Raw genomic sequence first — 20,421 nt, 5'->3', positions numbered from 1 at the left:
AGCTCCCCTATCGATCGTCGCCTTGGTGAGCCGTTACCTGCACCAACTAGCTAATCGAACGCATGCCCATCTTCAACCAATAAATCTTTAACAATAAATATCAGGTGATATAAATGTGTTATGCGGTATTAATCCGGGTTTCCCCGGGCTATCCCCCAGTTGAAGGTAGGTTGCATACGCGTTACGCACCCGTACGACGGTGACATTGCTGCCCCCTCGCCTTGCATGTATTAAGCCTGCCGCTAGCGTTCATCCTGAGCCAGGATCAAACTCTCCATTGTAAATTTTGTTGTGATCTCTTTTTCTTAGGGGAGGACCGAATCTTCTTAAACGAACTTTCTTTTTGCTCTCTTCATCATGTCAAAGAACGTTGCTCTGAACTCTCTCAGAACTTGTTGTCTCGCCGTCTGCAAGACCGTTGTTCCCGATTGGGAGTGCAAAAGTGCAGGCTTTATTTTTAATACGCAAGTACAAGACACAAATATTTATCAACTTTTTTTGCGCTTTTTTATAACCGCTTCATAATCAGAACTGACCGCTTAAAAGTTTTTTTAAATATTTTTGAAATACTCAATAACATGCATCTTCAAAAGCGCTTCCTGCTTCAAAATGTCACCCACAGGCAGCGCGCGCTCCAACTTGTAGTGCGGCCAGCCTTCCTTATCTATATGCTCTAATGTGTAGTAGGACGATAAGCTTAGCACTTTACATATTCCTATATGCATTAAATCCTGCTTTTGTTCTTTTGTAAACCTTTTTGCACCCTTTCCCAATTCCTGAACCCCTATCAAAAACAAAACGCCATTGAGATCCCCCGGCTTCTTTCCTATTAATTGTTCAAGCTGGTCCAGCAAATGTTCCCATTGCATTTCAAGAGGCTGATCTTCGATATTCATATATAATGTTACAATTGTCTGTCAGAAATAAACCGTCAAATCTACTTTGACGTTCTCAGTATACAATACAATTTTAGAAAGCCTCTTTCGGAGCATCTGAAACAAACATTGGAAGAATGCTTTTGATGGTTTTTCCTAACTTTGGTTTTTGCTGTAATTAGATTGATAAATTGGATAAGCATAATATTTTGAATCATAACGAATATTTGTCAACGCTTAACGAACCTCAGCGAGAGGCCGTTTTGCATGGTGATGGACCTTTAATGATCATAGCGGGTGCGGGTTCGGGGAAAACGAGGGTCCTTACTTATCGTATTGCGCATCTGATCGAAAACGGCGTTGATCCATTCCGTATTCTTTCCCTGACCTTTACCAATAAGGCTTCGGGAGAAATGCGTCACCGGATCGAAGATGCGGTTGGGACAGAGGCGAGAAACATCTGGATGGGCACATTTCACTCCGTTTTTGCAAAAATACTCCGGATAGAGGCGCGTTATCTGGGTTATACAAGTGACTTTTCGATCTACGACACAGATGATTCCAAGTCACTTTTGCGGAGCATTATAAAGGAATACAACCTCGACGATAAGGTTTATAAGGCCAATGTTGTCTTTAACCGGATTTCCGGCGCTAAAAACAGGCTTGTTTCAGCAGATGACTATCTGGCCAATCCTGCAATCCAGGCGGACGACGACGCTGCTAAGATGAAGGAGATCGGCAGGTTGTATAAAACATATGTTATGCGCTGCTTTCAGGCGAATGCGATGGACTTTGATGATCTGCTTTTTAATACCAATGTCCTTTTCCGCGACTTCCCGGATGTACTATATAAGTATCAGCACAAATTCCAGCACGTGATGGTGGATGAGTTTCAGGATACGAACGTTTCGCAGTATCTGATCACCCGGAAACTTTCGGCTGTTCACAGGAACATCGTGGTGGTAGGTGACGATGCGCAAAGCATTTACGCGTTCCGTGGCGCTAACATTGAAAACATCCTCAACTTCGAAAAGGACTTTCCGGATGTAAGAGTTATCAAACTGGAACAGAATTACAGGTCAACCAGCACAATTGTTAATGCCGCGAACTCGGTGATCGCCCGTAATAAGGCCCAGCTGGAAAAAAGGACATTTACAGATAATGAAGAAGGTTCATTAATAGATGTAATAAAAGCAGGATCGGACAACGAGGAAGGCCGCCTGGTGGCAACGGCGATCTTTGAAGAAAAAATGTCGAAAGCGCTGCGAAATGAGAATTTTGCTATCCTATATAGGACCAATGCACAGTCCAGGTCTTTTGAAGAAGCGCTCCGTAAGCTTGGCATAAAATATCGGATCATTGGTGGCCAGTCTTTTTATCAAAGAAAAGAGATCAAGGACTTGCTTGCTTACCTGCGGTTTACGGTTAACCAGCGCGACGAAGAAGCATTCAAACGCATCATTAACCTTCCTAAAAGGGGCATAGGCGACGGAACAGTGGCAAAAATCGCGGTTGCAGCCTCTGAAAACGGAATTGCGATCTGGGAAGTGGTTGCTAACATCGGCAAATATGCCAGTGGAAGGACAATTACGCCGATCGAGCAGTTTGCGACTTTGATCAAAAGTTTTAAAATCATGGTCGAGGAAGGCAAGGACGCTTACGAGGTTTCGGCGCACATTGCCAAGGTTTCCGGGATCTTGCGGGAATTATATGAAGACAAAACAGTAGAAGGACTTTCTCGCTATGAAAACGTCCAGGAGTTGTTGAACGGGATCAAGGAATTTGTTGATAATGAAGAAACAGAAGACAAAACATTAAGTGCATTTCTCCAATCCGTTTCCTTATTGACGAACGCCGACGAACCGGATGACAACAATGATAATGACCGGGTTACGATGATGACCATTCACTCTGCGAAAGGCCTGGAATTTCGGAATGTATTTATTGTAGGTTTGGAAGAAGACCTTTTCCCAAGCCAGATGATGCTCGAAAGTCGTCAGGATCTGGAAGAAGAAAGAAGGTTGTTTTACGTGGCCATTACCCGCGCCGAGAAGAAACTTTCCTTCTCCTATGCAGAAAGCCGTTACCAATGGGGACGATTGAAAATGTGTGAGCCTAGCCGTTTCCTCCTGGAAGTTGATCCGCATTTCCTGAATGTCTCCAATATGCTGCACGGAGCGCCTACAAGGGATAGCGTGAGTCCCGTAACGTCCTTTGCGCGGAATTTAACCCAAAGAAAACCTGCACCAACCCCATCCGGCACAGCCGTTTCGCACAAGCCGTCCGATGACTTTGTCCCGAGCGACACCTTTGACCTTAAAGAAGGCGATAAGGTTGAGCATTTAAAATTCGGATTCGGCGAGGTTACCAAAATGGATGTCAACGGCACAGACCGCAAAGCAACCGTTAATTTTAATCTTGTCGGAGAGAAAACTTTGCTGTTAAGCTTTGCCAAGCTCCGAATTTTGAAATAAATCGCTTAGCATGGTTATAGTACGTTTGTCGAAAGCTTTAATGTTTATCGATCCTCACTACACTTCTTAAACTAAAAATACCCTAAAACTTCACCATTAAACAACATGAATATGTTTATTGAAAAAGACATTATACAAATACAAGAACGCGGAAGCGATATTGCCACAGTAGAAGAACAAGTCAATTATTTTGTAAACGGATTCCCCTTCCTTCAACTTTCAAAAGCTGCCACCGTCGGCGACGGCATTATTCGCCTGACCGACGACCAAATTGCAACCGTAATCAGTGAATTTGATAAAAGTGCTTCTGAGGGTGAAATTGCACTCTTGAAGTTTGTTCCTGCCTCCGGTGCTGCTACGAGAATGTTCAAATCCCTTTTCGGGTTTTTGCAGGATGATAAAAAAGACAAATCTGTTGAAGAGTTTTTTACCAAATTGAAAGACTTCGCATTCTATGAGGATTTGAAAACATCCCTGGCTGCCGACGGAAACGACATTGAGATGGCGGATGAAAAAACCATTGCATCTTACTTCCTTACTAACAAAGGGTTAGGTTATGGTGAGCTGCCAAAAGGTTTGCTGAAATTCCATAATTACGCAGAGCGTTCCAGGACACCATTGGAAGAACATTTGGTAGAAGGTGCGAAATACGCCAACGCCGGAAGCAATGTACAGATCCATTTTACGGTTTCGCCGGAACACCGTGACAAGTTTGAAAAACTGGTGGTAGAAGTGCTGCCAACTTACCAGAGTGAGTTTGGCGTACGTTACATTGTTTCGTTCTCCGAACAGCAAAGCTCAACGGATACCATTGCGGTTAACCTGGACAACACGCCTTTCCGTGAAAAGGACGACAGTCTATTGTTCCGCCCGGCAGGTCACGGCGCATTGCTGGATAATCTCGGACAGCTGGATGCGGACATTATTTTTATCAAAAACATTGATAATGTGGTTCCTGACAGAATTAAACAGGACACCATTACTTATAAGAAAGCGCTGGCCGGCATTGTATTAAGTTATCAAAAACGCATTTTCGCTTATTTTGAAAAACTGAAAAATCAGGCTAACCCAGCCTTACTAGGCGAATTGGACGGTTTTTTCAGGACAGAACTTTGCGTAGTGCCTCCGGCTGACTTCGATTCATGGTCGGATGATCAGAAAGCCATTTATTTTCAGACAAAATTGGATAGGCCATTGCGTGCTTGCGGAATGGTGAAAAATCAGGGAGAACCGGGCGGCGGTCCGTTTTGGGCTGAGAATGCGGACGGTTCGTCCTCATTGCAGATTGTAGAATCAGCGCAGGTGGATGTGGATAACGAATCGCAAAACAGCATTTTCAAGAATTCAACGCACTTTAATCCAGTGGATCTGGTATGCGCGGTGAAGAATAGCAAAGGCGAATTGTATGATCTGAAAAAATTCCGTGATCCCTTAACGGGTTTCATTACCGGAAAATCGAAAGATGGTAAGGAGCTGAAAGCGCAGGAATTGCCAGGACTATGGAACGGCGCCATGGCAGATTGGAACACATTGTTCGTGGAAGTGCCCTTGATCACATTTAATCCGGTAAAAACGGTGAATGATTTGCTGCGTGAGCAACACCAGTAGAACTCATTTATATACCAAATAAAAAACGCCAGACTTTAAAATCTGGCGTTTTTTATTTGGTGACTATGCAAAACCCATCAAGGGATCGGCAATACTTTGCTTTCTTTAAATGTCGAAAGAATAACCATCGTTTGTGTGCTGGCAACTTCCTCAATTTCATTTATTTTTTCAAGCATCAACTTCTGATATGTGCTGATGTCTTTGGAAATTACCCGAAGAAGAAAATCTCCTGTTCCGGTAATGTGGTGGCATTCAATAACTTCCGGAATTGCGTGTATCTTTTCGACAAAAGACTCTGTTACCGCCTTCCTGTGTCCAACCAGGGAAATTTGTACAAATGTGCTAACGCCCAAGCCTACTTTCTCCGGCTCCAGTTGTGCATGATAGCTTTTGATAATTCCCGATTGCTCTAATTTTTTGACACGCTCCAAAGTAGGTGCAGGCGACAGGCCTATTTCCTTGGACAATTGTGCGTTAGTGATTTTTGCGTTCGTTTGTAAGATCTCCAGTACTTTACGGTCTATCTGGTCTAACTTAATAATGGCCGACATTTCTCTATGACTAAGGTTTTATATTGCCCCTTTTTTAGGACGCTGCAAAACTAATTAGTTTCCCGAAGAATCTTACAATTATATACTGAAAATTTGTCAAAAAATAGAATTATCGTAGGCAAAAACAGAATTTAGTTTTGAAATATTAGGCTTTTACCAATTGTAACTTCTCGTATGCAATTGGTTTACACTGTGTAAGTTTCGATCTTCTGCAGAAAATCCTGGTAAGTAACCGCTATTCCATCCTCCAATTCCACGCGGTGTTTCCAGCCAAGCGCGTGCAGTTTGCTCACATCCATTAGTTTACGCGGCGTTCCGTCGGGTTTGTCGGTGTTCCAATAAATGTCTCCGGTATACCCAGTTACACGCTGGATCATTTCTGCAAGCGTCTTGATGGACACATCTGCACCCACTCCAACATTCAGGAAACCCGGTTCATCGTAGTTTTGCATCAGGAAATAACACGCATCTGCAAGGTCATCAGCGTGCAGAAACTCCCTTAACGGAGATCCTGTGCCCCATAGCTCAACAAATGGCTTATTTTCTTCCTTTGCCTCATGGAATTTGCGGATCATGGCAGGAAGCACGTGTGAATTGTTCAGATCGTAATTATCGTTGGGGCCGTAAAGGTTTGTCGGCATAACGGAGATGAAATTGCAGCCGTATTGTGCGCGGTATGCTTCACACATTTTTATTCCGGTAATCTTCGCAATGGCGTAAGGTTCGTTGGTTGGTTCCAAAAGTCCGGTTAGCAGCGAATCTTCGTGAAGCGGTTGCGGAGCCAGTTTTGGATAAATACAGCTGGAACCCAGGAACATCAGCTTTTTGGCATCCGTACGATAAGCACTGTCGATGACATTATTCTGGATCAATAAGTTATCGTGCAAAAATTCGGCCCTGTAAATGTTATTGGCCATAATGCCGCCTACTTTCGCTGCTGCTAAAAAAATATACTCCGGGCGCTCAGCTTCAAAAAAGTTTCTTACTGCACTTTGATCACGCAGATCCAGCTCAGAAGAGGTCCTAAGCAGGAAATTATCAAACCCTTCTTTCACTAATTTCCGATGAATGGCAGAGCCAACCATTCCACGATGTCCGGCGATATAAATTTTAGCACTTTTTTCCACTGCGTTTTTTTTAAATTTGTGCGTTGATAATCAATATAGAAATAATCAATTCGTTACAAAAGTAACAATCTTGCTCTGAAGAAAAATTCAATACACATGCAAAGAATCATTCTTTTATGGTGCTTTTTCGCTCTTATAATGGCAGAAACGGCATCGGGGCAATCGGAACAAAGCAAAGAGACACCTGCCTGGCTGCCGAAAGAAACGGTCAAAAAAGATACGGTTAACCGCTCCAAAGGACTTAAATCCTTTGTTTCTGGCCTGGATCCTGTAATGGGCACGTCAGTGCCCGGTGCCAATGGAAAGCCTACGAGCCTGACAACATTATTTGGCGAGACTATTCCGGACCTTGGTTTGAAAGTTAAAGAGTATAAAAGCCAGAAGAAGGATCGCAAGAGCAAAAAAGAGAAAGCCAAGCTTGCCAAGGTGCAATATGAAGGCATTTCTATGCAAAGTATGTCTGTCAAATATGGAAGTGGCGACCGCGCAACGGTTGAATATTTTCATGTTTTGAAGGAATACAAACCCTTAAATCAGTATGTCATGGGCGCCAATACACGCTGGTATGACAAGAAAGGCAAGAAGTTAAGCTCTGCGCTCATTAAGGATAAGGAACAAGCATTGCCACTTCACGGCTCTTACAAGAAATACAGCGGCGAAAACCTGATCGAGGAAGGTTTTTACTACATGGGCGTGAAAGATGGCCGATGGGTTAAGTACGATACAAAGTTTAATCTGATCGACAAGTCTGTCTGGGAGCGCGGCTTCCCTGCCGAATCGCAAATCACTTACTATGACTCGGCCCACAGCCAGATTAAAGAAGTGTTACCGGTCATGTTCGGACAGGTTGAGGGCGAGTATTTACAATTTTATAAAGAAGGTCAGCTGGCAGTAAGCGGCAAATACGATGGCGGCGCGAAGATTGGCCGCTGGGTAGAATACTATCAGTTCAAACGCCAGCGCAAAAAAGAAATTCAATATCCAAAATCGGGCTGGGACGAAGAATTTGAGCCATTTGTGCTGCGGGAATGGGATGAAAAAGGCAAACTTCTTTACGATTACACCAAGGATCCGCGTGCCTCAACAGAAGAGGAAACGGAAAATTAAAGCCCCGAATGGTTGAAAATCCTCAATCACCTGCTTAATTAGCATGCCGGATTTCCCGGCATGAATGAATTGAAATATGTTTTTGACTCTCCTAGGCTTTGTCCGGAATAAGATCTGGCTGGCATTTTTGCTGTGTATTGCCCCCATTATCATTTATATCTGGGTATTCCAATCTATTGCACTGAATGTCAATTACGTAGCCTTCGACGATATCCTTGTTTTCGGCATTATTCCTGAGTTCGAAAAAGCGACATGGCCTGAGCGCTGGCAGTTGCTGACCACATTATTTCCCGAGCACCGCCTCGTTTTCTCGCGGTCGGTAATCCTTCTTTTTTACGACCTTTTTGGCCATGTTAACCTCGTCTGGCTGATGATTGTGGCCAACATTTGCTGGGGATTGTGCGCATTTATTTTTTATAAAGCATTTCAAAAGCTGCACCTGTCAATCTGGTATTTTGTGCCGGTCATGTGGCTTTGGTTTAACATTCAATCGTACGAAAATATTTTTTGGGGCGTCAGCTCGCTGTGCAACTTCGGGGTGATCCTATTTGTGCTGTCAGCACTTTATTTTGCTGCTTATCATCCCAAAAGGGTTTTTGTCAGCTTAATTTTCGCCCTCGCTGCCACTTTTACCTATGGTAATGGCTTGATGGTCTTTCCTGTTATCGCGCTTATGTTCCTGATCACAGGACGCCGGAATCAGTTTTTCACAACCGTGCTTTTTACCGCATTTGTCGCGCTCATTTACTTCCTCGACTTTACGCCCATTACCCAAAACCTTAGCTTTTCTGATCCGCAACAAGTCAAAGAAGGCTTTTTCGGATTGTTCGGATTTATTGGCTCCATTGCAACTGTAAGCGCTTACAGCATTCCCTTATCAGCCATGTATATCGCCTCCGCATTCGGAATGTTGCTGGTGATCGCATTCATTTTTTTATATCAAAAACAGATTTTACCCCTTTGGAATGCTGCCTGGCTGAAATCAAAATATACCAACCGCACAGCCATCTTTGCGCTCGCTATCCTTATCTTCATCGGCATTACCACGCTTGCGTTAACCTATAAACGCATTCCTACGGATACATTTGCGGGCATGTTCAAAGGACGTTACCGGATGTATTCCACCATGTGCTGCATTGCATTGTACTTTGCCTTTCTGAGCTTGAAAAGTCATCACACGAGGCTGCGCTTATCGCCAATTTTCCTTATATCGGCCATTGTCTTAAACATTGTGATACTCCATGGCAACTTTGCAGAAGCTGTTAATTACCGCCGTTCGGCCGTCACCCAGGAATTCAATGCACGTTATAATGCCGATTGGCTTGGAATCCGCATGTTTTCAATGGATCAAAACCATTTTGAGAAAATCAGAGCATACTATAACTCCGCTGACCCGCTGGCAGAAGGCTGGAATCCAAAGGCAGATCTCGCGGCAATGGCTTGCGACAGCATATATACGCCTGATTTGATCGCCCAATCCGGCGATTATCTGGCAATTAATTTTGAACAGGATTTTTTCAAACCGGTGAAAGATTATACGGATGCTGCTTATGTAATTTTGAAATCAAAAGACCACGTTTATACTACGCCGCCCAATCAATCCGCTGTGCCTTTGCGAACGACCATTCGCCGGGGAATGTATTTTAATAAAGGTGCTTTTGCCAATTTTCACAGGGCAACCATTGAACCGGGGAATTATTCGATCTTCTTAATGATCCGGAAAAACGGTCAAAATAAGATATACTGCACTGGTAAGACCTGGAATGAGGTTGATTAGCTCTTAAAATTTCTCATGTAAGCCAGTCAGGATGCGTTCTACTTCTTTCCTGACTTCACTGCCGGGACGTGTGAAATTGTTATTCATGAAGCTGAAAACCAACGTTTTGCCCTTCTTGGTGATCAGATAACCGCTAATGTTATAATTGTTACTAAAACTTCCGGTTTTGGCAAAAACAAATGGTTTCTTCCCTTTGAACTGGTTACTCAATGTTCCCGATCTGCCACCCGACGACAGGATCTGAAACAGCCTTTCCTGCGGCACTTTCTGATGGATTTTTTGAAGCAATGCAGAAATCGTTCTCGGTGTAAAAAGGTTATAACGGCTTAATCCTGAGCCATCCTTCCAGACCAACTTATCCGGTAAATCACTCATATGATGCTCAATGGCGTGTGCTATGGCCTTCTCCGTATTCAGCGGAAGGCCATTAACCGATGCGTAAAGGAGCATCAGTTGCTCTGCCAGCATGTTATCGCTCACCTGCATCATTCTTTTGTAAAGTGAATCGGAAGGAATGCTGTTCACCTTTTGCAGTTCCATTTCCAGTGGAATGTTGATCAGTTTGATCTCCTTTTTCAATGTATCGCTAAGCAACTGGACCGTGATCGCGTCGGTCATCCGCACCGGAACATCCTGGATAAGGCCCTGCGGCACACCCAGTTTGGAATGACGGAACAGGTTCTGCATTTCGTCGCGCTCAATGCCGGAAGCCGCTGTATCCAAAACCATTGCTTTATCCCAGAATGCGGGCGAAACCTGAAAACTCCTGGAAGCCTTTTCCGGAGCGCCGGGAGCCGCATCGTCCAATTCGTCTTCTTTGGCCACATTATCCGTTGCTATATTTGCGGAAAAGCGGGCAATGTTGCCATAAACCGGCAAAGGCGAAATTTCCGGCTGATAGTAATCATTGTAGTCGCTCCACGCCCAGCCCGAGCCGTAGCGCTTGTTTTCAAAATTATATGGCGTGAAAAAGATCGCTTCTTTTCGGTTTTTCAAAAATTCAAAAACCTTGCTCTTTGGTAAATCCGGATGTAAAAGTGAGGGATCGCCTGTGCCGCGAATGAGTAGTAACTCGCCCCATTCGAGATATTCCAGGCCTGGAATCGAATCGCCAAGGGCACACAGGCCTGCATAGTAGCTGAATAATTTGGTATTGGATGCGGGATTATAATATTTGTTGCTCTGGTAAGCCGCAAGTTCTTTTTCCTCTCCCAATTTTTGGATTGACACGCCCGTATGCTGCTTACTGAGGACCGGAGAATTTTTTAATTCTCGTTTTAAATAATGGGATACCGAGCAACCTGAAAGCATTAAAACACTAACAAAGAAGATAAGTGTGCGCATGGAAATGTTACCTGAAATTATGGATGACGTGTGAATTTGAATGGAATTTACAATTTTATCGTATGCAATTGCGCAATTCTTTACTAAAACGAACATTATGACCTTACTTTGTATTTTATTCATTACGCACTAGGACAAGACCCCTGATGACCGATCTTCATGCTATCCTGAAGCAATACTGGGGTTACGACACCTTCCGCCCTTTCCAGGAGGATGCGATCAAAACAGTTCTTGATGGCATCGATACGCTGGTTCTGCTCCCGACTGGCGGTGGCAAGTCTGTGTGTTTTCAGGTGCCCGTGCTTGCAATGGAAGGCGTTTGCATTGTGGTTACGCCGCTGATCGCATTGATGAAAGATCAGGTGGAGCAGTTGAAACGCCGGTCCATTTCTGCGGCGGCAATACATTCCGGCATGAGCAAGAATGAGATCGATATAACGCTCGACAATTGCATACACGGTAATACAAAATTTTTATACGTCTCTCCCGAAAGGTTACGGACCGACATTATGGTTGCCAGGGTGAAACAAATGAATGTTTGCCTGCTTGCCATTGATGAGGCACATTGCATTTCTGCCTGGGGTTATGACTTCCGGCCGGCCTACCTTTTAATTTCAGATTTCCGGAAAATAATCGCCGGAGTCCCATCGCCCGCTGGAAAACGTCAGGATGTTCCCGTAATGGCGCTTACTGCAACTGCGACCGAAGAAGTAAGGGCCGACATTCTCGAAAAACTTGAAATGCGTAATGCGCGGGTTTTCAAACAATCTTTCGCCCGGGCAAATCTCTCTTACTCAGCCTTTTCCGAGGAAAATAAAGAGCGCAAACTGCTGCAAATCCTGAAAAACGTAGCCGGAACAGCCATTGTATATGTACGGACGCGAAAGCGCACGAAGGAACTGGCCGATTGGCTTAACAGACAAGGCATTAGCGCACAGAATTACCATGCAGGGCTGCCCTTCCGCGAGCGAAGCGACCGTCAGACGGCCTGGATCAAAAACCAGGTCAGGGTTGTGGTTGCTACCAATGCATTCGGCATGGGCATTGACAAGCCGGATGTGCGCGCAGTGGTTCATTTTGATCTGCCGGATAACCTCGAAGCCTATTATCAGGAAGCTGGGCGTGCAGGCCGCGACGAGCAAAAAGCCTACGCTGTCGCATTGTTTACGAAGATCGACCTGGAAGAGCTTTCTGAAAGTGTAGAAAGGAAATACCCGCCGATAGAAGTCCTGAAAAGGGTTTATCAGGCGCTCGCCAATTATTATAAACTTGCTGTCGGAGGAGGTGAATTTGCCAGTTTTGATTTTGATATACAGGAGTTTACCGGAATTTTTGGCCTTGCCGTAAATGAAACTCATTATGCCTTAAAACTGCTCGAAGAAGAAGGTTTCCTGCAACTGAGCGAAAGTTTTAATGACGCGTCAAAAATTCATTTTCTCGTCGATAATCGCCAATTATACGATTTTCAGATACGTTACCAGGAAATGGATTCGTTTATCAAGGTAATTCTGAGGATGTATGGCGGGGAACTGTTTACGGAATATGTGCGGATCTCGGAAAACGAGCTGGGCCAGGTATATTTCGCGCCGGAAAATGAAGTTGTTAAGAAATTGAAATTCATGCATGAACGGGAAATCATTGACTACGAACCCCGGAAAAGCAAACCGCAACTCACTTTACTGACGCCCCGGTATGACGCAACATTATTACCGCTTAATGTTTTTGAAATAAATAAGAAAAAAGAACGGGACATTAAAAAGGCGCGCGCTGTTGCACATTATGCATCCCACACCCGCATTTGCCGGACTTTGCTTTTATTAGAATATTTCAATGAATTTGATGCGGAAGCATGTGGAGTTTGTGACATTTGCATTCAAAACAAGAAAAACGAACTGGCTCAAAACCCCGGACTGGAAACTACGGTAACCAATTTTTTGGCACAAAATGGCCCGGTAACGCCCAATGAGCTAGGCATAGCATTTGAAGACATTCCCGAAAAGGAATTTTTACAGACATTACAACAATTGATCAAAGAGGAAACGATCCGGTATGATGATGCCGGGAAGCTTTCCTTGACTAACAAAACTCAACATTGAAAAAAACAGTCCTTACTTTCGCACTATTCCTTTGCATTTTATCACAAGCGACTTACGCTCAGCAAATTCCAGGTCTTGAATTAAGCAATTACGGCGGCTTGTACAGGGCCACGCGCAATCCCGCAGTCCTGGGCGGGCCCAAACACAAATGGCAGATCAACATTGGAACATTAGGAGGAAGCATTAATTACCGGTATTTCAATTTCGTCGGTGAAAATTCCCTGTTGTATCCGTTGCTGATTCCACATTCGACGAAAGAACTATACGGCCGCTCCCGGACAACCGGTTCCCTCCTCCATGACGACCCGATTTATACATTCAGTGAAATCCGCTGGCCTTCCGCAATGATCGCCATTGGCAAATATCAGGGGCTTGCATTACAATTCAGGACAAGAGGATTTGTACAAGGAAAAAACCTCCCCGACCCGATCCAGACATTATATTTTCACCGGCTTGACACCGGCAGCACACCGCCGACAGACCAGCCGTGGGGAGATTTTAATCTGGTTCAGCAAAGCTTTTCGGATGTAAGTATTTCCTATGGCGTGCAATTACTGGATCTTGACGCGCACAAACTGCGTATTGGTGTAACCGGAAAACGTGTTTTTGGAGCCAGGATCGGCTATTTGAATGGCTCGGCCGATCGTTACAGCATTCGTCCGCTGGCCGACGCGGATGAGACAAGTGAGCTGGTTGTCCGGAATTTCGCCTATGAAAGCGGTTACAGCAACCCTAATAAGAAAATGCGCATTTCCAATCTCTTCAATTCGGATCAGTATGGCTCGGGATGGGGTTATGATCTGGGCTTTTCTTATGAGCTTGGGGCTTATTGGAATAAATCAAAAGAAGTGTTTGACGAAAGCCCGGAATATCTGGTAAGACTTTCGGGATCATTGACGGATGTGGGCTCCATCCGTTATAAAACCAACCGCAGCAAAGTGAGTTCGGGCCGTGAAACTGAGGCTGTTGTAGGCCAAAAAGAATTGGAGAATGTAAGCGACAAAGGACCGGAAGGTTTCATGACGCTTTTCCCATCCGAGCACGACACGACATTCCAAAGAAACATTCAGCTTCCGCAAGCCCTTCATTTAGAAGCAGATATTCAGTTGGTAAAAGGTTTTTTCCTGAATTTATCCAAAACAAAACCATACAAGCGCAGAAGCGGCGAATATCTGGATACTTACCAGCTCGAATCATTTACGATTACACCCAGATTCGAGGACGAAGATTCTGATTTTTCATTCCCCATTTCCTTTATTAAGGGAAATAACAGGCCGTCTATTGGCGCTGTGGGGCATTTCGGGCCTGTTTTCTTAGGATTCAGCAATGTTAATGGTTTGTTGAAAAAAGGCGGGGCCAGGGGCAGCATGGTTTATTTAGGTTTCACTGCCTGGAAATTGAACAGGAAAAAAGACGCGGAATGATCTTTCATATAATATGAAAACATCGGCGCTCTTCTTCATCCAACTATTCCTCCCATTCCTGCTGGTTGCACAACATCACGACCATACAGCGCAACCGCAGATAACAGGTGTGGAGCCGCAGCCTTTGCTGGCCCAGGCTATGCGGTTGCAGGAAGCGCTTACATTTTCGGGAAACGCCTTAGCCGCGGATGATACGAAGAAACTGAATGCATTGGGCAACAAGCCGTTAACCCAGGAAACGGTTACAGAAATACAGAAAATATTTGATCCCTATTGTCTTAATATAGTCGATATTAACCCCGAAGGACGTGTAAAAGTGCTGCAGGGAGCTGCTAAGGCAACATTGATACAGGGCGGCTGGACGAGTTTTTTGGTTAAAATAAAAAATGACGCCGGCATTACTGCCAGGTTGCAAGCCGAAAGCCCCAATGCTCAGAAACCCTATCATTCCCCTTCTTTCGAGCCAAAAGTAAAGAAAGAGCACGAACTGACGCCCGGACAAGTTGCCAACCGGTTTGCTGACATTCAAATGTATACCAAACCGCCATTGCAGGAAAATCTGACCGGTTTGAAGCTGGAATATGCTATTGTACAAATTTATTCCAAGGACGCAGGCCAGCGCGATATTGAAGTGGCTTATAACGTAGGTCAGGGTTCCCAGGACCTTGGTTTCCGTAATTCGACGCACGTTCTTTTCAATGCCAAACCTGCTGTAAAAGTGAAGCTCAATGTAAAAGATGCGGACGGAAAACCTGTCATGGCATCTTTCCTTATCACCGACGGACAAGCGCACGCTTCGGGAAAATTTTCCGGCATTTACCCGCTTCCCTCCCGGCGCGTCGCCGCATATGACACCTATCCTGATTTTTTCTTTCAGCCCCAGATTTACCGCGCCGACGGCGAGCATGTAATGTTGCCAGCCGGTAAATACCAGGTAAGTTATACGCGCGGACCTGAGTACATTAAGCAAACGAAAGAGCTCATTGTCCCAGAAAATAAGGATTCTATAAGCGTTTCTTTTGAGCTAAAACGCTGGATACAGATGACAAAACTCGGCTGGCACAGTGCCGATCATCACATTCACGCGGCAGGTTGCAGCCATTACGACAGTCCAACCGAGGGCGTCGACCCCAAAGAAATGTGGCGGCAGGCACTAGGCGAAGACCTGAATATGGCTGCTAACCTCGCCTGGGGCCCGAGCTGGTATCATCAGAAGACATTTTTTACGGGAAAAGACCATCCGCTTTCGGACAAAAAGAACATTATGCGCAATGATGTGGAGGTTTCGGGGTTCCCATCGTCGCACTCGGGGCACATTGTGCTGCTGCGCATTAAAGAAGATGATTACCCAGGCACCACGCTCATTGAACAATGGCCGAGCTGGACTGCGCCCGTGCTTTCCTGGGCCAAATCGCAGGGCGGCGTTGTGGGTTATGCGCATTCCGGTTGGGGTTTACAGCCTTTGGAACCTACGGATAAGCTGCCCAATTATGTTGTTCCGAAAATGGACGGCATCGGTGCTAACGAGTACATTGTTACGGTTACCAATGATCTGGTTGACTTTTTCAGCGCCGGTGACACGCCTGCAACCTGGGAATTGAACATGTATTACCACACATTAAACTGCGGTTTCAGGCCCCGGCTGAGTGGCGAGACCGACTTTCCATGCATTACAGATGCGCGTGTTGGTCAGGCGAGGAGTTATTTCAAACCTGTTGGGCCCTATAATTACGACAACTACGTGGCCGCGATTAAATCCGGCAGAAGTTACGTTTCGGATGGAAAATCTCACATTATGGACTTTTCGGTTAACGGAAAAGAGTCAGGTGTGGGTGACAGCGAGGTTGCCATCAAACGCAATGAGGTTATCAGCATTTCAGCCAATGTCGCCGCTTATCTTCCTGAAAAGCAAGATGCAGCCGGTGAAGCGATCGCAAAAACGTCCATTATTCTGATGCCTTACTGGGACATTGAACGGGCGAGGATCGAAAAATCCAGAAAAGTCCGGGTGGAGCTGGTCGTTAACGGAGAAGCTGTTGACACCACGGAAATTAATGCTGATGGTACAGTAAATAATGTGAAGTTCTCGTATAAGCCAGTAAAATCAGGCTGGGCTGCTGTGCGGGTTTTTCCCAGTTCACATTCCAATCCGGTTTTTATAAAAGTCGACAACAAGCCGGTTATCGAGAAAAAAAGTGCGGAATGGTGCCTGGCAACGTTGAACCAATGCTGGAAAATGAAGGAGCCTAACATTCGAGCAGAGGAAAAGAAGGCTGCGGAAGCGGCATATGAGGAAGCCAGGAAAAAATATCAAGCAATTATCGCGGCTCCTTAATGTTCTGGAAATCGTTTAGGATGTTGTTACATGCCTCCGGCATTGCACATTACATTTAAATACGTGTTTCTACCAATATTACATGCCTCCGGCACTCCTTCTTGAAACAAGAAAAGTCGCAGAGCGACATAATATTGGTAGCAATACGGATTTCGTGGGTTAATTTAATCCCGGCAGGGATGTAATATAATGCATAATGTTTCTACCAATATTACATGCCTCCGGCATTTCAATCCCTGTAAATAGTACATTGAAGCAAGAAAGTCGCGGAGCGACGTAATATTGGTAGCAATAGGGATTTCGTGGGTTAATTTAATCCCGGCAGGGATGTAATAGGATGGGTGATGTCACTATTCCTGCGCATTTTTTCTTTTGAAAATGCTTCCGATCCGGCTGAACATCCTTTTTTCAAACTCCCAGAAGAAGCTGAACTTTCCCCAGATCCAGCCCCAAGCCAACAAAATGACTTGATATAAGGGCAAGATAATGATGATATTAACCGCCCAGCGGAGCCACGCCGGCGAATCTTCCGTAAGACCAATCAAATAAAACAGCCCACGCTTCACATATAAAACCGAAAACCCCGTACATGCGAAAACGATCAGAATGACTATCACATCCCAACCGTTTTTAACATTCCAACGTGCTTTCAGTTTCTCAATCATTGGCTGATTTTATTCATAAAGAAAATCCAGATGCTCCGGCTTGATCTCCTCATCGTCCAATGTCAGAAATTCTTCCCAAAACGGATCGTTAGGGACGCCAGCCTTGCAGATAATCGGCTCCTTTTTCACAGGATGCTCGAAATAAAGTCTGCGGGCATGCAGATTAATGTTGTTGTCCTTATTACCAACCGGGTAACCGTATTTCACGTCGCCCCGGATCGGGCAGTTCATGGATGCCAGCTGTACGCGAATCTGATGTGGCCTGCCGGTAACCGGCGTTACTTCCAGCAAATGAAACTTATTGATCTCTCCCAACCAGCGATAAGATAGCTCTGCACGCTGCGTTCCAGGTTTCTCGTAGTCATAAGCCGTAGTCACGTTCCGGGACTCGTCTTTGGAAAGATAATGTACCAACTTTCCCTTTTTCTCAGCCGGACGGTTCTTTACAACTGCCCAATAAGTCTTTTGAACATCACGTTTGCGGAAGATTTCATTCATCCGCTCCAACGCCTTTGAAGTTTTGGCAAACACAACAAGCCCGCTAACCGGCCTGTCCAGCCTGTGAACCGTGCCTAAGAACACCGCACCCGGTTTTTGATATTCTTCTTTGATATATTCTTTTACCATATCGAGCAGACATTTGTCCCTCGTCACGTCCCCTTGCACCAGAATGCCCGGTTCTTTGTTGACGATAATCAGGTGATTGTCTTCGTATATGATTTGAAATGGTCTTTTTGCCATATAATTAGTGCTTTACTTTTAAAAAGGTTAGTATGATTCCTGATCATTCGGGAATGACTTGCCTTTTACATCTTTTATATAATTTGATATTGCATCCGTCATGACGCCGTTCAGATCGGCATAGCGACGTAAAAACCTGGGTTTAAATGCCTTATTGATTCCCAAAAGATCATGCAAAACCAAGATCTGGCCGTCTGCATGCGGCCCTGCTCCTATTCCAATGGTTGGAATAGAAACTGTTTCGGAAACTTGTTTCGTTAATGAGGAGGGTATTTTTTCCAAAACAACTGAAAAACAGCCCACTTCTTCCAGCATCCGCGCATCATCGATTAGTTTCTGCGCCTCCGCCTCCTGCTTAGCCCGTACGGTGTAAGTGCCAAACTTGTAAATAGACTGCGGTGTAAGGCCCAAATGCCCCATTACGGGCACACCTGCGCTCAATATACGGGTGATAGAATCTTTGATCTCCAATCCTCCTTCCAACTTCACGGCATGTGCGCCCGACTCTTTCATAATGCGTATCGCCGAATTCAATGCTTCGCGGGAGTTTCCCTGATAAGATCCAAAAGGCAAATCCACAACAACTAATGCCCTTTTCACAGCCCTTACAACTGACGTTGCGTGATATATCATCTGATCAATCGTAATCGGCAATGTGGTTTCATGGCCCGCCATGACATTGGAAGCCGAATCCCCTACGAGGATCAACTCCACGCCAGCCGCATCTACGATGCCTGCCATGGAATAATCGTAAGCGGTAAGACAGGATATTTTCTCCCCACGGGTTTTCATTTCCTGAATGATGTGGGTGGTAACGCGCTTTATATCAGGAGTATGGATTGACATAATCTTGGATGAAAATGAGTAAATGATAAATTCCGGATTCCTTGCCTACCTGCGGATCAGCCAGCTTTCGGGATTGAGACGCGAAGTATTTTTCCAGATCTGGAATTGCAATTCGGATGTGCCATCGCTGTCGGTGGCTACCCTGCCGATGTTTTCACGGGCTTTTACTTTTTGTCCGGCCCGCACTGTAACGCCATTCATTTTTGCATAAATAGTCATGTAGTTACCATGCTGAATCGCCACCACATTGCCCATTCCAGGCATCTCTGTAACGTCAAGCACTACACCGTCATAAACGGAGCGTACCGGCTCGCCAGCGGTTGTCTGAATGTCAACACCCAGGTTATCAACCATTACACCCTTCAAAACAGCATGTGGGCGCTGGCCAAAGTGCCCGGATACGAATCCTTTCACGGGCCAAGGCAACCTGTTTTGTGATGCCGTGAACGATGATGCCAGTGTAGTTTCCTCTTCGCTCATCCCGCCGGAACTGATCGGTGCTTCTTCTTCCTCCGGCTTTGCCGCCACAGCCGCTTCACCTTTCTTCTCTCTTTCGGCATTTTCACGTGCCAATCTTTCGCGCTCTGCTTTTCTTCGCGCCTCCCTTTCTTCCCGTTCCCGGCGCTCGCGCTCAATACGCTCACGTCGCTCGCGTTCTGCAATGCGGCGGATATTCGCCTCCAAAAGATCCGTAGCGCGCTTATTCTCAGCGATTTGCTTTCTTAACTCTACTTCTTTCTGGGAAAGCTCCTGGATTACTTCGTTTTGTTTCGTTTTCAGGCCTTCGAGCTTGGTATTCTCCGTAACCCTCGTATTCAAAACCGTTTTTTGCTGGTTTTGCTTGGCTGTAATCCGACGGCGTTCATCCATCAGTTTACCTTGCAAAACCTCCATCTCCTTAACCTGGCCTTGCCGCGCTTCTGTATATTGTTTCAAATACTTATAGCGCAGCACAAACTGATTGAATGTGCCCGAGGAAAACAGAAAAACCAATTGATTAAAATACACATTCCGTTTGGAAGCTTCGTAGATCATGTGACCATACTCGGTCTTCAATTTAGCCAGACTGCTGTCCAGCGCCTGCCGCTTTCTTTCCAGAACGCCCAATTCTTTATTTAAGAGGTCCAGATCATCCGACAGCAGGTCTATTTGCTTTTTGTAAGTGTTAATTTGCTGATTAAGCGCTTTCAATTGGCCAAGATTGACATTCTTCTGGGATGATGTCTGGCGCAGGATGCCCTGGATTTCTCTGATCTTGCTCTGGTTCTCGCTCTTCTCGCGTTCGAGCTGTTCACGCGATTTCTGCGCGTAAGCACCCAGGGACGCACAAAAGATGAACGTTAGCAGTAATAGTAAACGACGAAAATACAATCTTTGAAAGGGCATACAGTTAATTCTTGCGGCCAAAACTCCTGGAAAAGGCAGGCAAAGTTAAGCAGACTTGGGGTTTT

At 45.2% G+C, this 20,421-nt stretch carries 15 protein-coding genes and 1 rRNA gene; 7 read left to right on the top strand and 9 right to left on the bottom strand.

What is annotated here, in order from left to right:
- Together G395_RS0125350 and G395_RS0125345 are read right to left on the bottom strand one after the other, a co-directional pair.
- Window positions 1–281, bottom strand: a 16S ribosomal RNA gene (locus tag G395_RS0125350); the annotation flags it as partial.
- Window positions 282–551: 270 nt separating this feature from the next.
- Entirely contained in the window at window positions 552–896 is a 345-nt protein-coding gene (locus G395_RS0125345) for a hypothetical protein (protein WP_026632606.1), read from the bottom strand.
- A gap of 188 nt (window positions 897–1,084) precedes the next feature.
- On the opposite strand from G395_RS0125345, the gene G395_RS0125340 reads away from it, so the two are divergent.
- Both G395_RS0125340 and G395_RS0125335 read left to right on the top strand, forming a co-directional pair.
- Complete coding sequence (locus tag G395_RS0125340; RefSeq protein ID WP_026632605.1) at window positions 1,085–3,349, top strand: ATP-dependent helicase; 2,265 nt, start codon at window positions 1,085–1,087, stop codon at window positions 3,347–3,349.
- A 111-nt stretch (window positions 3,350–3,460) separates the two neighbouring features.
- Entirely contained in the window at window positions 3,461–4,957 is a 1,497-nt protein-coding gene (locus G395_RS0125335; RefSeq protein ID WP_026632604.1) for a DUF4301 family protein, read from the top strand.
- A gap of 77 nt (window positions 4,958–5,034) precedes the next feature.
- Here G395_RS0125335 and G395_RS0125330 read toward each other — a convergent pair whose 3' ends face one another.
- Window positions 5,035–5,508: an Lrp/AsnC family transcriptional regulator gene (locus G395_RS0125330; protein WP_015813234.1), complete on the bottom strand. Its 474-nt coding sequence runs from the start codon at window positions 5,506–5,508 to the stop codon at window positions 5,035–5,037.
- A 185-nt stretch (window positions 5,509–5,693) separates the two neighbouring features.
- Entirely contained in the window at window positions 5,694–6,635 is a 942-nt protein-coding gene (locus G395_RS0125325; protein ID WP_026632603.1) for a GDP-L-fucose synthase family protein, read from the bottom strand.
- A 96-nt stretch (window positions 6,636–6,731) separates the two neighbouring features.
- Here G395_RS0125325 and G395_RS0125320 point away from each other — a divergent pair, with 96 nt between their 5' ends.
- Both G395_RS0125320 and G395_RS0125315 read left to right on the top strand, forming a co-directional pair.
- Entirely contained in the window at window positions 6,732–7,742 is a 1,011-nt protein-coding gene (locus G395_RS0125320) for a toxin-antitoxin system YwqK family antitoxin (RefSeq protein WP_026632602.1), read from the top strand.
- Between the two features lie 76 nt (window positions 7,743–7,818).
- Window positions 7,819–9,519: a hypothetical protein gene (locus tag G395_RS0125315; RefSeq protein WP_026632601.1), complete on the top strand. Its 1,701-nt coding sequence runs from the start codon at window positions 7,819–7,821 to the stop codon at window positions 9,517–9,519.
- Window positions 9,520–9,522: 3 nt separating this feature from the next.
- Here the strand turns inward: G395_RS0125315 and G395_RS0125310 are convergent, their stop codons facing one another.
- A complete protein-coding gene (locus tag G395_RS0125310) occupies window positions 9,523–10,749 on the bottom strand; it encodes a D-alanyl-D-alanine carboxypeptidase/D-alanyl-D-alanine-endopeptidase (protein WP_229204292.1) in 1,227 nt (408 codons plus the stop codon).
- A gap of 260 nt (window positions 10,750–11,009) precedes the next feature.
- Between G395_RS0125310 and G395_RS0125305 the strand changes: the two genes are divergently transcribed.
- Genes G395_RS0125305 through G395_RS30425 form a run of 3 tightly spaced genes read left to right on the top strand, consistent with a single transcriptional unit; the run spans window position 11,010 to window position 16,718 of the window.
- Window positions 11,010–12,959, top strand: coding sequence for a RecQ family ATP-dependent DNA helicase (locus G395_RS0125305; protein ID WP_026632599.1), 1,950 nt, complete (start codon window positions 11,010–11,012; stop codon window positions 12,957–12,959).
- The gene (locus G395_RS0125300; RefSeq protein ID WP_026632598.1) at window positions 12,956–14,383 is read left to right on the top strand and encodes a DUF5723 family protein; all 1,428 of its coding nucleotides are present in this window, start codon (window positions 12,956–12,958) and stop codon (window positions 14,381–14,383) included. Before G395_RS0125305 ends, G395_RS0125300 begins: the two co-directional genes overlap by 4 nt.
- Before the next feature lie 13 nt (window positions 14,384–14,396).
- Complete coding sequence (locus G395_RS30425) at window positions 14,397–16,718, top strand: CehA/McbA family metallohydrolase (protein ID WP_169720084.1); 2,322 nt, start codon at window positions 14,397–14,399, stop codon at window positions 16,716–16,718.
- 350 nt (window positions 16,719–17,068) lie between these two features.
- Here the strand turns inward: G395_RS30425 and G395_RS0125290 are convergent, their stop codons facing one another.
- Genes G395_RS0125290 through G395_RS0125275 form a run of 4 tightly spaced genes read right to left on the bottom strand, consistent with a single transcriptional unit; the run spans window position 17,069 to window position 20,356 of the window.
- On the bottom strand, window positions 17,069–17,383 hold the full coding sequence (locus tag G395_RS0125290; RefSeq protein WP_026632597.1) for a DUF6787 family protein: 315 nt from the start codon (window positions 17,381–17,383) through the stop codon (window positions 17,069–17,071).
- Between the two features lie 9 nt (window positions 17,384–17,392).
- Window positions 17,393–18,124: an RluA family pseudouridine synthase gene (locus tag G395_RS0125285; protein ID WP_026632596.1), complete on the bottom strand. Its 732-nt coding sequence runs from the start codon at window positions 18,122–18,124 to the stop codon at window positions 17,393–17,395.
- 27 nt (window positions 18,125–18,151) lie between these two features.
- A complete protein-coding gene (panB, locus tag G395_RS0125280; RefSeq protein WP_026632595.1) occupies window positions 18,152–18,970 on the bottom strand; it encodes a 3-methyl-2-oxobutanoate hydroxymethyltransferase in 819 nt (272 codons plus the stop codon).
- A gap of 45 nt (window positions 18,971–19,015) precedes the next feature.
- Window positions 19,016–20,356, bottom strand: a complete 1,341-nt coding sequence (locus G395_RS0125275) for a murein hydrolase activator EnvC family protein (RefSeq protein WP_026632594.1) — start codon at window positions 20,354–20,356, stop codon at window positions 19,016–19,018.
- Between the last annotated feature and the right edge of the window lie 65 nt (window positions 20,357–20,421).

The sequence above is a fragment of the Dyadobacter alkalitolerans DSM 23607 genome (genome assembly GCF_000428845.1).
Classification (GTDB): Bacteria; Bacteroidota; Bacteroidia; order Cytophagales; family Spirosomataceae; genus Dyadobacter; species Dyadobacter alkalitolerans.
Note: the sequence above shows the minus strand (reverse complement) of the source record. Positions and strands in the feature narration are given on the sequence as shown.

Coding starts and splice junctions, on each gene's coding strand:
- G395_RS0125345 (WP_026632606.1), bottom strand. CDS start 896: ATGAATATCGAAGATCAGCCTCTTGAAATGCAATGGGAACATTTGCTG.
- G395_RS0125335 (WP_026632604.1), top strand. CDS start 3,461: ATGTTTATTGAAAAAGACATTATACAAATACAAGAACGCGGAAGCGAT.
- G395_RS0125330 (WP_015813234.1), bottom strand. CDS start 5,508: ATGTCGGCCATTATTAAGTTAGACCAGATAGACCGTAAAGTACTGGAG.
- G395_RS0125320 (WP_026632602.1), top strand. CDS start 6,732: ATGCAAAGAATCATTCTTTTATGGTGCTTTTTCGCTCTTATAATGGCA.
- G395_RS0125315 (WP_026632601.1), top strand. CDS start 7,819: ATGTTTTTGACTCTCCTAGGCTTTGTCCGGAATAAGATCTGGCTGGCA.
- G395_RS0125305 (WP_026632599.1), top strand. CDS start 11,010: ATGACCGATCTTCATGCTATCCTGAAGCAATACTGGGGTTACGACACC.
- G395_RS30425 (WP_169720084.1), top strand. CDS start 14,397: ATGAAAACATCGGCGCTCTTCTTCATCCAACTATTCCTCCCATTCCTG.
- G395_RS0125290 (WP_026632597.1), bottom strand. CDS start 17,383: ATGATTGAGAAACTGAAAGCACGTTGGAATGTTAAAAACGGTTGGGAT.
- G395_RS0125285 (WP_026632596.1), bottom strand. CDS start 18,124: ATGGCAAAAAGACCATTTCAAATCATATACGAAGACAATCACCTGATT.
- panB (WP_026632595.1), bottom strand. CDS start 18,970: ATGTCAATCCATACTCCTGATATAAAGCGCGTTACCACCCACATCATT.
- G395_RS0125275 (WP_026632594.1), bottom strand. CDS start 20,356: ATGCCCTTTCAAAGATTGTATTTTCGTCGTTTACTATTACTGCTAACG.